The organism is Acidianus sp. HS-5 (genome assembly GCF_021655615.1).
GTDB lineage: Archaea > Thermoproteota > Thermoprotei_A > Sulfolobales > Sulfolobaceae > Acidianus.
Genome location: NZ_AP025245.1, coordinates 1,677,192 through 1,691,024 on the forward strand (window position 1 = coordinate 1,677,192; position 13,833 = coordinate 1,691,024).

Below are 13,833 nucleotides of genomic sequence, written 5' to 3' on the forward strand. Positions count from 1 at the left end.
CTATCTAAACTTATTATTAACGCATGAATACAGAAGATGTCATTAAAACTGTTAAAGAACACACTTTCGGAACTTGGAAAGTCCAAAAAGGTTGGAATCCTTTAAACGTTGAGAAGGCTGAAGGAGTTTATTTTTATTCTGGAGATAAAAAGATTCTTGATTTCTCATCTCAGCTGGTTAATGTAAATTTAGGTTACGGAAATAAGGAAGTGATAAAGAGTATAGAAGATCAATTGGAAAAATTACAATACATATCCCCTGCGTTTGCTACAGAAATTAGGGCTAGGGCAGTAAAATCTCTATTAGAAGTAATGCCCGGAGACCTAACTAAGTTCTTCTTCTCAACTTCAGGTACTGAAGCTAACGAGGCTGCAATAAAAATAACAAGATTCTACAAAGCGCCGTCTTATAAGGTACTTTCGAGGTATAGGTCTTACCACGGCTCAACTTTAGGTTCATTAGCATTAACAGGAGATTATAGAAGGTGGTACGCAGAACCTAACGTCGCACCAGGAGTTGTTAAAATTCCGGAACCTTACTGTTATAGGTGTCCTTTAAAGTTAAAATATCCTGAGTGTAACTTAGCTTGTGTAAATTACGTTGATTATGTAATAAAAAATGAGGGAAACGTTGCAGGAGTTATTGTAGAGCCGATAACAGGAACTAACGGAGTTATAGTTCCTCCTAAAGAATACTTACCAACTTTGAGGAAGATAACTAAAGAGAACGACGTTCTCCTCATAACAGACGAAGTAATGACTGGCTGGGGAAGAGTTGGAGAATGGTTTGCAGTAAATTTGTGGGGAGTTCAGCCAGATATTTTAACTACTGCAAAAGGCGCTTCAGCCTCTTATGTACCTATAGGAATAACTGCAGTAAGTAAGGAGATTGCGGAATTTTTCGAAAATAAAATGTTTGCACACGGTCACACTTTTGAGGCTCATCCTATTTCGTTGTCCGCTATACCTGCAGTTGTTGAAGAGTACAAAAGGATAGATTTGCTTTCTCACGTAAAGGCTATGGGAAGTTACCTAGGTGAGAGGTTAAAGGAATTAAAGGAGAGGCATAAGAGTATTGGAGACGTGAGAGGAGTTGGATTATTTTGGGCTTTAGAGTTTGTTAAGGATAATAAGCAGACTCCTTTCGGAGCTTATGAGGATAAATATGAAGGTAAAACTACGGAAGTTGATATCTTAGCTAAGAAACTTCTGGACGACGGAATTTACGTATTTAATGGACCTTCTTGGTTTGTAGTTTCTCCACCTTTAATAATAAGGAAAGAGGAAATTGATGAAGGTATAGAAAAATTGGATGAAAAAATAAAATATTTAGATGAAAAATTTTCTGGCTAACTTTTAATTTTCTTTATAAGCTTCTCAGCTTTTTCAGTATATCTAGCTAAAGCATTTCTCAAGTCCTTTGTACTCATTTTCTTTTGGTTTTCTCTCAAACTGTCTATCTTTTTCATTAAGTCTGCGAATTCCTTTTGAATATCATCAACTTTTTTGCCTTCCTTCTTAGCTTTTGCTAATTCTGAATTCATTGTATTATGAAGCGTAGTGTAAAGTTTGTTAGCATCGTTTAGTACATCGTCCTTTGCGTTATAGGCTTTCTTTTTTATTTCCTCCATGATTTTTGAAAGTTCTTCAGACATAGGAGGAATTTAAGTATGAAGGTTAAAAAACTAAAGGTTCTCTTCTATTACTCTGTAAGCGTTTCTCCAGAGGATTTGATCTTCATGACCTTCAATTACTAATTCCTTTATTTTAGTTATTTTCTCGAAACCTTGAGGTACTTCTGAAATTCCCAGAAAATCTGTACCTATAGCAACGTAGTCCCAACCGAAGGATTCTCCTATGTATTTTATATTTTCTATGAGACCTTTTATGCTCTTTTCAGGGAGTGTCGAGGTAATTGCAGTAATTCCTATTACTCCTCCTCTCTTAACAACGCATTCTATTTCCTCATCATCATAATTTCTTACGTGATCTTTCAATTTTCTTGCATTACCATGGGAGATTATTACTGGCTTAGAAGTTATTGAACAAACATCAAGTACAGTCCTTTTGCTTGCATGAGCTAAATCGATTATCATTCCTAATTTATTAGCTAATTTAACTAACTCCTCTCCTTCTGACGTTAATCCGTAATCTCTCCTAGAAAAGCAAGATGAAGCAAACTTTGTGTCGTAATTCCATGTTAAGCCTACATTTAGGAAGTGAAGTTCCTTGAGAATATAGAGATCTTCGAATTCCTTTAAAGAGTCTGTGCCTTCTAAGGAAAGTAAGAACTTTATTCCAGGCTTTTTTAGATCTTCTTTACTCCTTATTATCTTAATATGTCCTGTCCTTTCTAGGTAGTAGTAGTCTTTAAGCTGAGATAATAATACATCAAATGAGAAATTTGATGAGCTTGTATAAAATCCATATCTTAAAGATAATTCTTTGCTTCTTTCACTTAATACATCAATGTGAGGAAAAATGGAAGAGAAAATTATTGCGTTCTTATCAACAGTCTTTAGCATTTCAATACTTGACTGCTCTTTTCCGTGGATAATGTCCTTTCCTTCTTGAGCTGAATATGCAAAATCTTCATGGAGATCTACTAGCACAATAAGATAATCCATTCTCAGAATTAAAGCGTTAGTATGATAGAGTTTTTTAGAAAGAGTTTAATTAAACTAATACAATTTAAACTTAAAAAACTAATTCATACATACTCAGTCCTATTTAAACTATATAATAAATTTTAAAAAAGAGATCGTTGAAATATATATTTGATGTCGTCTCAATCTGCTCTTCAACAAATATTGGATCAGATAGATACGAGAAAATTGAACAAATTTTACTGGATAATAACAATATTAGCTGCGATAGGAGGATTCTTATTCGGTTACGATACAGAAGTTATAGGTATAGCGTCAGTTTTTGTTCCTTATCATTTCACAGGATTTGTTTATGGATATGAAATAGCTAGTGCTTCTTTAGGAGCAGCAATAGGTGCAATAATAGCTTACTTTTATACTGACAGATTTGGAAGGAAATCCCTACTAATTGCAGACGCTGCGATATATACTGCGGCAGCAATCCTTTCAGCCTTAACTATTAATGGGGCGATGCTCCTCGTAATGAGGACAATAATAGGAATTGCTATAGGTGCAGATTCTGCAGTAGCTACTGCATATATCACGGAATATGCACCTAAAAATAAGAGAGGTTCTCTAGCAATAATACAACAGTGGATGATAACTATAGGAATATTAGGCTCATACTTTGTAGGTAGCGCAATACTCTTTTTTGCCCCAGGATTAGCTTACACTGTAGATTGGAGGTTAATATTAGGATTAGCAGCAGTACCAGCAGTAATAGGTTTAATTTTCAGATTTATGATGCCGGAATCTCCGAGGTGGTTACTCCTTTCTGGAAAGATTGATAAGCTAAAGGCTTCATTAAAGAGGTTCGGAGTAACAGTTAGCGATGATATAATTAACAAGGCCGTAAACGAAGTAAGATATGAAGAAAGCCAAAAGTTCGATACCGCGACTAAGAGAGCATTCTTAGTTGTTGGATTATGGATAATCTTCCAGCAAATTACCGGAATAAACGTGCCTTTCTACTACGGACCAGCTATAATCCTTAAACTACACCTATTTGCCAGCACTTCTAACCCTGTCTATTCTGAAGTATACTCAGTCTTAGCTGCAATGACTCTAGCAGTAATAAACACGGCCGCTACATATATAGCCTTCAGATATATAGACCGCATAGGAAGGAGAACTTTAGCAATATCTGCTTACATAGGAATGCTTGTCTCAGACTTAATTGGCGGATTCTTAGTAATGAACGGAATTTTAATAGGCGCATTATTTGCATTTGCGGGATTCATAATATTCTTCGCCTATGGAGTTGGAGGAACTGGATGGCTAGTTCAGGCAGAGTACTTCAAAACCGCTATGAGAGGAAGAATGGCGGCATTAATTGCACTCTTAGACTGGGTAGCAAATTTTGCAATAATTGAAGTCTTCCCAGTAATGCTTTCCACTATAGGACTTGCAGGTTCAATGTTTGTATTCAGTGCATTGGATGCAATAGCACTAGCAATAGTATACTTCCTATTACCGGAAACTAAGGGATTATCTTTAGAGCAGGTTGTTAAAATGTTCGGCGAGACACCGGTTTCACAACTGAGAAAAGGAAGAGAACTTGTATTAAAGGAGGAGAAAGAAAAGGAAGTAGCGAAGTAATTCTTTTTCTTCCTCTTCTTTTTTCCTTCTTCTATATACTTTGTATAAACTTTATAACCTATATAGTGCTCCATACATTATGCGTAAGTATTGGCTGTTCCTAGTATTTTTTGTTGCTCTATCGATCTTAATAAAAATATTTAGTGAGGACAATGGAATAAACGTTTACCTTTTTGAATTAATCAATTACCATCAGCTTGACATCTTAAACTCCTTCATGATTGCCTTGTCAAAATACGGTAGATGCTATGTTTGGATTCCTTTGAATGCATTACTTTTAATCTTCAAAAGAACTAGGAGGACAGGAATTACTTTGGCAGCGTCTTTTATCCTGGCAATAATATTAGGGGAGGCTAGTAAATACATAATGGCCGAACCTAGGCCTTTCTATTTTATTCATGCAAATTTACTTATACCAAAACCGCACGATTATAGCTATCCTTCTGGACATGCATTAATAGTTGGAGATGGTGCTGCAGTTCTAGCTTTAACTTCTCCTAAGTGGTTATGGATTCCTCTCTTAATAGAGGCTCTGCTCGTTTCTTATTCAAGAGTTTACGTCGGAGTTCACTGGCCTGCTGACATATTAGGAGGTTGGCTTTTAGCTCTTTGGATAGCTTACTTTACTGTTGAAGAAGAGAGTAAAGGTTTACTTTCTTCAATAGAGAAAATATTCAAGGTTAGTTAAAAATTCTTTTTATCGAGTGTGTTTTACGTAGTTAAATTCACTAGTGAATTTAAAGCTATAAATGCCTTTAGCATAAGTTGGAATTTTCTTGACATTTAATTTCTTTAAGGTATAATTACTTATTTCTCTCCTCAATAATAAGTTTGATAAAGATAAAGGACTAGCTATAGCATCTATTAGCATTATAGGAATCCAATTCTCATTCACTCCGAATTCTGCTTATATTCACAATTGCTTTAACAAAGTAAGCAAAAGACTGGATTTTCCACTTCTCCTAGGCCCTTTAATAATATTGTAAGACCTTGTTTAGAAACTAATTCAGTTAACCTCTTAAGGTCATTTTCTCTACCTTAGCTCTGGAATAAATCTCTCCTTATCGCTAAATATCTCGGTAAAGGAAAACATTCTAGAAAATCTCTTTTACTGATCTATTAAGGGTTTTTTATGATAATCGAAGAAATGAGGAAAAAAGGCTTTAAGAAGCTTACAGGACCTCCAGAGGATTGGTTAAAAACTTTCACTTCAATGGATTGGGGATTTAGAGAAAAAGAAAGGCTAAAGAAAGAATGGGATAAAATACAGTCAGGAGATATATTCATTTTCCATTCAATGAAACCAGAGTACATTTCAGTCGATTTTCTACCTACAGGTATTATAGGAGTAGGAGTTGTGGGAGATAAGAAAATTGGGATTGATGAGGAGGCTTACTTTGAGGATAAGAACTTGAGACCTTTAAGGATAACATTTAAAGAAATTTGGTGGTTTGGAGAATATGACAAAATTTCGAGAGAAAAATTCCCTGAAAAAGCAAAGAAAGGGACAGATTTCCTGATTAGAGAGATTTACTACCTATTAAAAAACTGCATAACTTTTCAGGAAATGAGAGAACACGACTGCGTTATTTCTACACAAGGAGCAATACAGAATGTTAGCAGAGAAAAGCAGTTAAAGTTGATAGAACTTATAAGACCTAGACTGAAGGAACCGATCTTGAACAGTCATTAATACTTTCGATCAAGTCCTTTTCTTTTTAAAATTTTCTTCGTTACATGTATAGTTATGCTGTATCGGAAAGGCATGAGAAAGCGAAGGATGTGTATATTTTTGTAGTTGATAGTGAAGAGAATCCTTTAGAGTCTTACATAGTTAAAATCGAGGTAGGAAAGGAAAAAATTAGGGCTTCTTGTAGTTGCAAAGGTTTTGCGTTAAAAGGCTATTGTAAACACATCAATATTTCCATGAAAAAGCTAAGAATTTACAGGAGATTCTACCTTCAAAGCTGGGAGAGAAGACTTAACTGCGATCTTATGGATGATAAAGAAGAAGACTGATGTTACTATTAAATCGTAAGGAAATGGAATAACGTCATAAAGTCCAAAAGGACTGATATAAGACAATATTAACGTTCCAGAAAGCAGAGGTATTGCCCAAGCAGAGAATTTGCCTTCTTCTGAAGTCAAAATAAGAAAAGTCAGCACGAGAGTATCTATAATAATAAAAGGTATGAAGTACCAACTTGCTGAAGTTAACGCAGAAGTTTCAACGTAAAGCTCATATGAATTCAATAACGTTATTACTCCACTTAAAATTCCAGTAACTCCTCTTTTATATGCAGAGAGACCTAGAATAACTAACGTAAAAATGTAAAATAGTGTTGAAAATCCTGACCAATAAATTAGTAACCCTGCAAATATTGTAGCTAAAGGTGCTAATATTCTCAAATTACTTAGTAAGTAGCTCCTTTTAATATTAGGAGCAATCCTCCTCATTGTTTCTACGCCTATTCCTCCCATTATATACGTTAAGACGGTTGCAGATGATGAAATCCCTACTATTTGATACCATGAAGGAATAGGGAGTAAAAATAACGCTGATGCTATCAAAGATATTATTAGTGCAAATATTGGTATTCCTTTCTCATTTATCTTAGTTAAATTACTTGGGAAATAACCGCTCTTAGCTGATGCATAAAAGCTCCTTGTTGTAGTACCTAGATATATTATTCCAGTCCCTGCAGGAGAGATTATTGCGTCAAACAAGAGAATTCCTACCCAGAAGGAGAAAACTATAGGCAACATCTCTATTACGGAAATTAAGGGTGCATTTGCTAAAGGTGAATTTAAAAGTCCAGCCCAGTTACCGTCAGTTTTCACTACCCCTAGAAATCCTAATTGTAGGGAAATAAAGATCGCCATGGAAATCAGCAATGATGAAATTACTGCAAACGGTATATCCTTCTGAGGGTTCCTTCCTTCTCCTCCGTATTCTATTGCTTGTCTAAAACCTAGATAGGAGAAAACTATCCCTGACTCAGGAATTGCGTAAAGCATTCCGTTAAATCCTTGATAACAAGCAGTTTTACCAAAAACTACGTTTGCAGGGTTGAAGTAAGCTAAAAGAATGACAGCTGTCGTAGTAGGTATAATAATTTTCCACCAACCTATTCCGTGAGATACTCTGCCCAAGAATTTTACGCCATAATAATTAACTAGGAAGAATATTATCAGAAGAGCGTAAGTCACTACTATACCTTCCAATGTAAGCTGATTTCCTGATGTTAATGTAGGAAAGAAATGAGAAATATAAGTTGTAGTAGCTACAGCCTCTATAGCAACAGTGGATATTGCAGAAATTATGTAACTCCATGCCATTATGAAGCCTAAAGTGGAACCATGAGTATAGTGAGGATACCTTATTATTCCTCCAGACTCAGGAAGAGCCGAAGAAATTTCGGCATAAGCTAAAGCTATTATTATCATCATTAAACCTCCTATTATCCAAGATGCTATCGAAAGAGGTCCTGCATAGGCTGCAGCAGCTAAAGGAGCGAATAACCAACCCGAACCTATAATTCCTCCTAAAGAGAGGAAAGTTAATTCCTTTTTTGTAAGTACTTTTCTTAGAGACACAATAAACTGTGCTTAAGTACTCTGCTTAAAAGTTTAAACTTTACAGTTAGTTCTAAGTTATAACGATATGCGATTAAATTCTACAAGATCTGTATCAATTTTATAAGTTAATATTTTAGAATCGAATATACTTGACTCCTTTCCACAGAGGTTTCTCTGTAAATAAGTCATAGCTCCTAACATCAATCCTTTTACATCTCTCATTTAGTTTATGTAGTTGAAAATTCCTCACTTAAGGGGCTTTCATTTGTGTCATATATGTTCCCATTAAGTCCAATCGAGCTAGGAAGGAGGCGTCATTCAGAGATATTGAAAAAAGTAATTAAGCACAGAGATTATCCCCCGCTAACTTTTCACTCTCTTAGTCCAAAATCCGTAAGCTACTACTTCTCGTCCGAATAATAATGGAAAAATTTGCAAATAGGTCTCATTTTTAATTTGGCAATTAATCAATTAGAGCAATATCATTAATAAAAACTATATTTCAGGAAAATCTTATAAATGTAAGGGTAACCCTTAAAATTAGAGAATATGATAAGTATTCAAACTTTGTTAAATCCTCCACAAGGTTTAACACTCGGTGAATACTCTTTTTTCATATACTAGGTTTACTCCACGGAATAACACCTGATGAGCACGCTTGACCTATAACTTTCTCTTACGCTGTAGGAAAGTACTCTACTAGGGAAGGAATGAAAGCAGGTTTCCTATTTTCTTTAGGATTCATTATACAAAGAGTATTCTTAACTACATTAGGTTTCCTAGGACTTGCTGCAATATATAAGGAGTACAATCTTGACGGACCACTATATTTTGTTGTGGGTATTGTAATGGCTATTGCAGGCTCTTATATATTGAAAGGAAAATACGTACACTTGCCTATAGATGAATTACTACGCGAGAGAGAAAGAGAAGAGAGTCTTCACGATGTTACGTTAAAAATGATTATAGTTCACGGACTGATTGCAGGTTTTGGTTTCGGAGCTTATGCTACAATAATAACCTTCTTCTTAGCTCCTCAAGTACCAGGATTAGTATACGCCCCGCTACCTGGCGCAATGTTCGGAATAGGAACTATGACAATGCAAATAATATTAGGTTCTGTGTTTGCAAACATAATAAAACTCAAGGGATTAACTGAAGATGACGTAAGACTAATAGGAGTAAAAACCGCAGGCAGAGTGCTTTATTACGGCGGTATGGTTTTCTCTATAGTTGGACCTATAATTGATTGTTGAGCAATTCCTACCGGAAATCCAATACCTAATTTAGACGCAATAAATATAGGTTTTCTCTTAGTAGTTAGTACTGTAGGTACAATAGGTATAGCTAGTATAGTCCAGGTTTATAATGAAATTAAAAAGAGAAAAACGAATAAGATTGAAAAGAAAATTTAACTTTACAGTAATTTCACTTTATAAAGTGAATAGTATGTTTATTCAGTTTAAATTTTGTTAAATCTTAAATAGTAAGTTAAATTTATTTAAATCTTTTTAAGCATGTTCATAAAACTCTAGTAGATTTTTTATATGATGGGTTCTAAGAGTTGGGTATGCCAGGCTTAAGGAAAGAAATAGGATTCCTTGAACTATTCATTATAGGATTAAGTGGAGCAGTAGCAACTGCAGTATTCTTTAGCCAAGTTGAAATGACAGCCTATGCAGGTCCAGGAAGTTTAATATCTTGGATTATAGGAATCTTACTTTACTTCACAATAGGATTAACTTACATAGAGCTTTCACAGACATATGCTGAAGCTGGAGGTCCTTCAAGGTATTCAATATATTCCCACGGAGTAGTAACGAATTTAATTAATGCTACCGCAGATCTCATATGGTATTTATTTATTCCACCAATAGAGGCTTATGCAACGATAGAAGGATTGGATTTCTTCTTCCCTCAGCTACTTAATTCTCAAGACTATCCAACTTTACTTGGAGCAATAGTAGGAGCAATAATATTGGTAGCTTATATTCCTTTCAATTACTACGGCATAAAACTTTTTGCAAAGATAACTGCTGGCTTCGGTAGTATAAAGATGATATTTTATGCGCTACCCGCTTTAGCCTTATTAGTATTTTTCGCTAGGCCTTCAAATTTCACTGCATTTCACGGCTTGTTACCTTTCGGAATAGCTGGAATATTTGAAGCAATGCCTTTTGCTATGTTCGCCTTTGGAGGAGCAAGAGTAGTCCCAGATTTTGCTGAGGAAGCTAAAAGGAAGAGAGATTTAATTTATGCATTACTTTTCACTATACTCGGGCAAGCAACTATATACATACTTTACGACGTAACTTTAATAACTACAGTTAACTGGAAAGCTTTCGGAATTGGACAGGGTAATTGGGCGGGCTTAAGCAATGTAGTAGGAAATCCTTTCGTTATCTTAGCCTCATCTTACGATTTGAAAATATTTCTCGTCATAATACTATTAGCGGCAATACTAGGTCCTTTCCTTACTGGGTACATATATATGGGCAGCGGGAGTAGAGTATTATTAGCAATGGGAAGGTCAAACTTCATGCATAAGGCGATGAAGCAACTTCACGAGAAGTATGCAGTACCTTATTGGGGATTGATAACTTTTGCAGTAGTAGGAGCATTAATAACTTTCCTGTTTGCTCCAATACCTAGCATTTATGGACTAATAGACGATAGCGTAGTTGCTGGTTATTTAGGTTTTGCAACAAATCCCGTTGCTTTGGTAGTACTTAGAAGACAAGGAGCTACAAAGTACAGAATTCCGTTTGGTAATGCAATTTCAGCAATAGCCTTTGTAGGTTCCTCGCTTATAGTGTTCTGGTCTGGCTGGCCTGCTGTTCCTTATTCGGTATTTCTACTGACAATAGCTGCATTAGTTTTTGCCACGATAGGAAGAGCAACAAAAGACTTCCCAGAATCTATATGGTATATCACTTATATAGGGTTCCTAACTTTAATGACTTATATAGGAAGTGATGGAGCGCTGAGTATCATTCCGTTTATCCCAGCTACGATAATAACCGCAATAGTATCATTAGCAGTGTTCTATCCTTGGGGAATACTTTCGGGCTTAAAGAAGGAGAATTACATAGAACACGAGAATGAAATTACAGAATAAAACAATATATCTCTTTTATTATTTGTTTTAGCCTAGTACAAGGCTCATCACCCTATCGATTTTTTCGCTGAAAGGTACTCCCTTAACTTTTAAGTCTATTTTTGAACTATTCATCAATATCTATTTTTAGATCTCTTATTTAATTATCTCACTCACATAATTCGTTAAAACTGTTTAATATTTCTCCTTATTTTTCTTGAAAGCATCTGTCATTATTTAATCTATAATGATTATACTTTTGTTATTGTTTAACATTTCTCGTTTTTAAAAAGGGAAAATTAACGATAGTTAATTTTATATAGATAGTTCATGGAGAATTTTTAGCATCTTCCTTCCGTTATCTAACATCCAAAGGTCGTTATTAAAAAAGACGTATACCTTTTCTGGATTAAGAGAAATTGCCTTCTTAGCATCTTCAATTAGTTCCTCTTCACTATAGTCATAAAAGTACCAATTATCTCTGCCATGCATTCTCAAATAAACAGTTTTGGAGTTATTTATTATGTAAACTCCTATTGGAGAATCAATGGAGACAATTGTCGCCTCTAGGTTTAGCTCTCTGTTAAACCAGCTTTGATCTCTGAATTCTACAGCCATCTTTCTACCTACTTCTTTCTCAAATTCCTTAACTCTCCTTAAGTTTTCCTCAGAGTACTTAAAATTAGGAGGAAGTTGAAAGAGGTAAAAATCAGGGTTTAAATCATGAAAGATTTCTTCAAATTTCTTCCATATTTCAATATCCTTTAGTCTCTTTATGTGAGTTATTATCCTATTAACCTTGACTGCCCACCTTATGTTGAATTTCTTCCAGGATTCTACTTGTTTCTTTGTAGGAAAGCGATAAAAGCTGGCATTGAGTTCAACTGCATTAAATCCAGAGTTTTCAACGTACCACTTTAAGTTCTTCTTAGGATTCCAGTCGTACATCCAGCCTGAGGTTCCAACATATATTTCCATAACAATATATAGTAAAGGTGAAATTTGAACTTCGCTAGTAAGCTTTTTATTCATAAAATAGTAAAGAAATATTGAGGAGTATTTCCTATGAAAAGCCTATCTAACCCGTCGGGGTTGGCCCGAGGGGAATGAGGATAGGTAAAGCCTAGACTCCTCGGGGTTGGCCCGAGGGGAATGAAAGACTTTTAATGAGTATGTTAGTTTTTCTTACAATGAATAAATATTATGTTTTTGTTGATGAATCTTATGATAAAGAAGTCTTCGTATTAGCAATAGTCTGGACTAGAAGTCTTAAGCTGGTAAATAGTATAAAAAGAAGTACATTGAAGAAGTTAAATAAGGATGAGTATAAATTTCATTTTTCAGATGATCGAGATGAAATTAAGAGGATATTTTTATCGAAAATTCTAAATGATTCACTAAATTTCGGAGTCTTGACGTTTGATAGACAACCTAAAAGATGCGAAGAGTATGTAAAATATTATATTATAGATGTGACAAGAGCATTACCTATTTCAAATTCCCTAATTTATATATATGTTAAAGGGTTAAATAAATGGATAGGTAAAAATTGTAATATCAAGGCTGAGGAAAGTAAAATTGGTATTCCCAACAGTAACTTAGTCTGTATTAGGTTTAATTATAAAAAAGAAGAACGAGCTGGACTAGAGATTGCGGATTATATTGCGTCTTTATATAGAAAATGTAAGAACAAAACAGAATCATTGGAAAGTTGCAATCTACTGGAAAATAAACTAAAATTTATAATAAGATATTATGAAACCTAACTTTATTGATAAAGGTATAAAGGTATCTTCATTTCGTCTTGTGTTAAACCGCCATGACTTCCCCTAAATTCATGCTTCCTATCATCATCCCAATAAATAATTATACTATCATCCTTAGGAATTACTAGATAATCAGGCTTATTTTTACTGCCACCTATCATCTCCTCAACTTTTCCTCCTTCAATTACGTTCGCTCCGTACTTAAGGAGGCTTTTTGGAAATCTACCTTTAAACATTAAGCTCCTATGATCTCCATAAGGAGGGAAGTCCATTTCTTCCATAAAGTCTTTATCTTTCTTTAAGTCTACAATATTTGATATTTGAGTATGCCCGTGGTCCGCAGTAACTAGTATTGAGTATTTTTCCTTAAAATAAGTTGAAATACAATCTATCTTCTGAACTACGTCTCTTGCAGTACTTAACGTAACCTCATGATAAGGACCGTAAAGATGAGAAGCTGCATCAACGTAAGGAATATAGAAGAAAATGAAGTCATTACTCTGCATTTCAAGTGCTGTCTTAAACTTATACAGTCCATCCCAGAAGGTAAAGTAAGGAATTACTTTTAATCTACTCATCATGCTCTTTGTAGCAACATCAGGCATAATAAATAAGGAACTAGTATTTTGAAAATATGTATCAAGTTCTATACTCTCATTCTTTAACTTCTGCATTAGGTTTTCTATACTCCCATTTTCCTTATTGATAATTCTCCAGCCTAAAATTCCGTGCTCTCCAGGCTTCTTTGCAGTTAGTAATGTTGCAAAAACTGTTACAGTTATGCTAGGAAATATGGAATTTACCTGAATAGGATTTACTGAAGTTCTTATATCTTTAGCTAAATTCCATCCGAGACCATCAACCAAAACGAAAGCAAGTTTATCATTTTTTATTCCTAAGGAATCTAGATCTTTTTTGTCCTCCTTTAGAACAGATTTTATTTCCCTTGATATATCATATAAGTTCATAGTTTGTACTGCAAAAAATAAAATAAAAATATTCTCATTTATTAGCTATTTAGTACTATATATAGTATATGAAGTTATACTTGGTTATGCATTAAAGGCCAAGGTAATACAGTATATGTAACAACACTGTGCATATGGTTCCTTGTTAGATGCTTTGTGTACTGTTCCATGTTTACCCTT

General features: G+C 34.6%; 13 protein-coding genes and 1 pseudogene. 8 read left to right on the top strand and 6 right to left on the bottom strand.

Annotated elements, in window-relative coordinates:
• The first annotated feature begins 23 nt into the window (after window positions 1-23).
• Window positions 24-1,352 (top strand): aspartate aminotransferase family protein, encoded by a 1,329-nt coding sequence (locus HS5_RS08890; RefSeq protein WP_236751060.1) that lies wholly within the window; start codon window positions 24-26, stop codon window positions 1,350-1,352.
• On the opposite strand, the gene HS5_RS08895 is transcribed toward HS5_RS08890, so the two are convergent.
• Both HS5_RS08895 and HS5_RS08900 read right to left on the bottom strand, forming a co-directional pair.
• Window positions 1,349-1,654, bottom strand: coding sequence for a hypothetical protein (locus HS5_RS08895; protein ID WP_236751062.1), 306 nt, complete (start codon window positions 1,652-1,654; stop codon window positions 1,349-1,351). The genes HS5_RS08890 and HS5_RS08895 overlap by 4 nt on opposite strands.
• A 30-nt stretch (window positions 1,655-1,684) precedes the next feature.
• Window positions 1,685-2,614 (bottom strand): membrane dipeptidase, encoded by a 930-nt coding sequence (locus tag HS5_RS08900; RefSeq protein WP_236753511.1) that lies wholly within the window; start codon window positions 2,612-2,614, stop codon window positions 1,685-1,687.
• 165 nt (window positions 2,615-2,779) lie between these two features.
• Here HS5_RS08900 and HS5_RS08905 point away from each other — a divergent pair, with 165 nt between their 5' ends.
• Together HS5_RS08905 and HS5_RS08910 are read left to right on the top strand one after the other, a co-directional pair.
• A complete protein-coding gene (locus HS5_RS08905; RefSeq protein ID WP_236751063.1) occupies window positions 2,780-4,243 on the top strand; it encodes a sugar porter family MFS transporter in 1,464 nt (487 codons plus the stop codon).
• A gap of 79 nt (window positions 4,244-4,322) precedes the next feature.
• Window positions 4,323-4,931 (top strand): phosphatase PAP2 family protein, encoded by a 609-nt coding sequence (locus tag HS5_RS08910; protein ID WP_236751064.1) that lies wholly within the window; start codon window positions 4,323-4,325, stop codon window positions 4,929-4,931.
• Window positions 4,932-4,940: 9 nt separating this feature from the next.
• Here HS5_RS08910 and HS5_RS08915 read toward each other — a convergent pair whose 3' ends face one another.
• Window positions 4,941-5,138 (bottom strand): hypothetical protein, encoded by a 198-nt coding sequence (locus HS5_RS08915; RefSeq protein WP_236751065.1) that lies wholly within the window; start codon window positions 5,136-5,138, stop codon window positions 4,941-4,943.
• A 237-nt stretch (window positions 5,139-5,375) separates the two neighbouring features.
• On the opposite strand from HS5_RS08915, the gene HS5_RS08920 reads away from it, so the two are divergent.
• Both HS5_RS08920 and HS5_RS08925 read left to right on the top strand, forming a co-directional pair.
• Window positions 5,376-5,936, top strand: a complete 561-nt coding sequence (locus HS5_RS08920; protein ID WP_236751066.1) for a hypothetical protein — start codon at window positions 5,376-5,378, stop codon at window positions 5,934-5,936.
• 44 nt (window positions 5,937-5,980) lie between these two features.
• Window positions 5,981-6,262: an SWIM zinc finger family protein gene (locus HS5_RS08925; protein ID WP_236751067.1), complete on the top strand. Its 282-nt coding sequence runs from the start codon at window positions 5,981-5,983 to the stop codon at window positions 6,260-6,262.
• Here the strand turns inward: HS5_RS08925 and HS5_RS08930 are convergent.
• Window positions 6,179-7,840, bottom strand: a complete 1,662-nt coding sequence (locus tag HS5_RS08930) for an APC family permease (protein WP_236751068.1) — start codon at window positions 7,838-7,840, stop codon at window positions 6,179-6,181. The two genes, HS5_RS08925 and HS5_RS08930, sit on opposite strands and share 84 nt — an antisense overlap.
• A 531-nt stretch (window positions 7,841-8,371) precedes the next feature.
• Between HS5_RS08930 and HS5_RS08935 the strand changes: the two are divergent.
• A pseudogene (locus HS5_RS08935) lies at window positions 8,372-9,237 on the top strand (hypothetical protein).
• Between the two features lie 155 nt (window positions 9,238-9,392).
• On the top strand, window positions 9,393-10,940 hold the full coding sequence (locus tag HS5_RS08940) for an APC family permease (RefSeq protein ID WP_236751069.1): 1,548 nt from the start codon (window positions 9,393-9,395) through the stop codon (window positions 10,938-10,940).
• A 294-nt stretch (window positions 10,941-11,234) separates the two neighbouring features.
• Here the strand turns inward: HS5_RS08940 and HS5_RS08945 are convergent, their stop codons facing one another.
• Window positions 11,235-11,897, bottom strand: a complete 663-nt coding sequence (locus HS5_RS08945) for a DUF72 domain-containing protein (protein WP_236751070.1) — start codon at window positions 11,895-11,897, stop codon at window positions 11,235-11,237.
• Between the two features lie 212 nt (window positions 11,898-12,109).
• Between HS5_RS08945 and HS5_RS08950 the strand changes: the two genes are divergently transcribed.
• Window positions 12,110-12,685: a DUF3800 domain-containing protein gene (locus HS5_RS08950; protein WP_236751071.1), complete on the top strand. Its 576-nt coding sequence runs from the start codon at window positions 12,110-12,112 to the stop codon at window positions 12,683-12,685.
• A 2-nt stretch (window positions 12,686-12,687) separates the two neighbouring features.
• On the opposite strand, the gene HS5_RS08955 is transcribed toward HS5_RS08950, so the two are convergent.
• Window positions 12,688-13,653 carry an alkaline phosphatase family protein gene (locus tag HS5_RS08955; protein WP_236751072.1) on the bottom strand — a complete coding sequence of 322 codons (966 nt, stop codon included), beginning with the start codon at window positions 13,651-13,653 and terminating at the stop codon, window positions 12,688-12,690.
• Window positions 13,654-13,833: the final 180 nt, after the last annotated feature.

Coding starts and splice junctions, on each gene's coding strand:
- HS5_RS08945 (WP_236751070.1), bottom strand. CDS start 11,897: ATGGAAATATATGTTGGAACCTCAGGCTGGATGTACGACTGGAATCCT.
- HS5_RS08910 (WP_236751064.1), top strand. CDS start 4,323: ATGCGTAAGTATTGGCTGTTCCTAGTATTTTTTGTTGCTCTATCGATC.
- HS5_RS08940 (WP_236751069.1), top strand. CDS start 9,393: ATGCCAGGCTTAAGGAAAGAAATAGGATTCCTTGAACTATTCATTATA.
- HS5_RS08925 (WP_236751067.1), top strand. CDS start 5,981: ATGTATAGTTATGCTGTATCGGAAAGGCATGAGAAAGCGAAGGATGTG.
- HS5_RS08920 (WP_236751066.1), top strand. CDS start 5,376: ATGATAATCGAAGAAATGAGGAAAAAAGGCTTTAAGAAGCTTACAGGA.
- HS5_RS08955 (WP_236751072.1), bottom strand. CDS start 13,653: ATGAACTTATATGATATATCAAGGGAAATAAAATCTGTTCTAAAGGAG.
- HS5_RS08895 (WP_236751062.1), bottom strand. CDS start 1,654: ATGTCTGAAGAACTTTCAAAAATCATGGAGGAAATAAAAAAGAAAGCC.
- HS5_RS08905 (WP_236751063.1), top strand. CDS start 2,780: ATGTCGTCTCAATCTGCTCTTCAACAAATATTGGATCAGATAGATACG.
- HS5_RS08950 (WP_236751071.1), top strand. CDS start 12,110: ATGAATAAATATTATGTTTTTGTTGATGAATCTTATGATAAAGAAGTC.
- HS5_RS08890 (WP_236751060.1), top strand. CDS start 24: ATGAATACAGAAGATGTCATTAAAACTGTTAAAGAACACACTTTCGGA.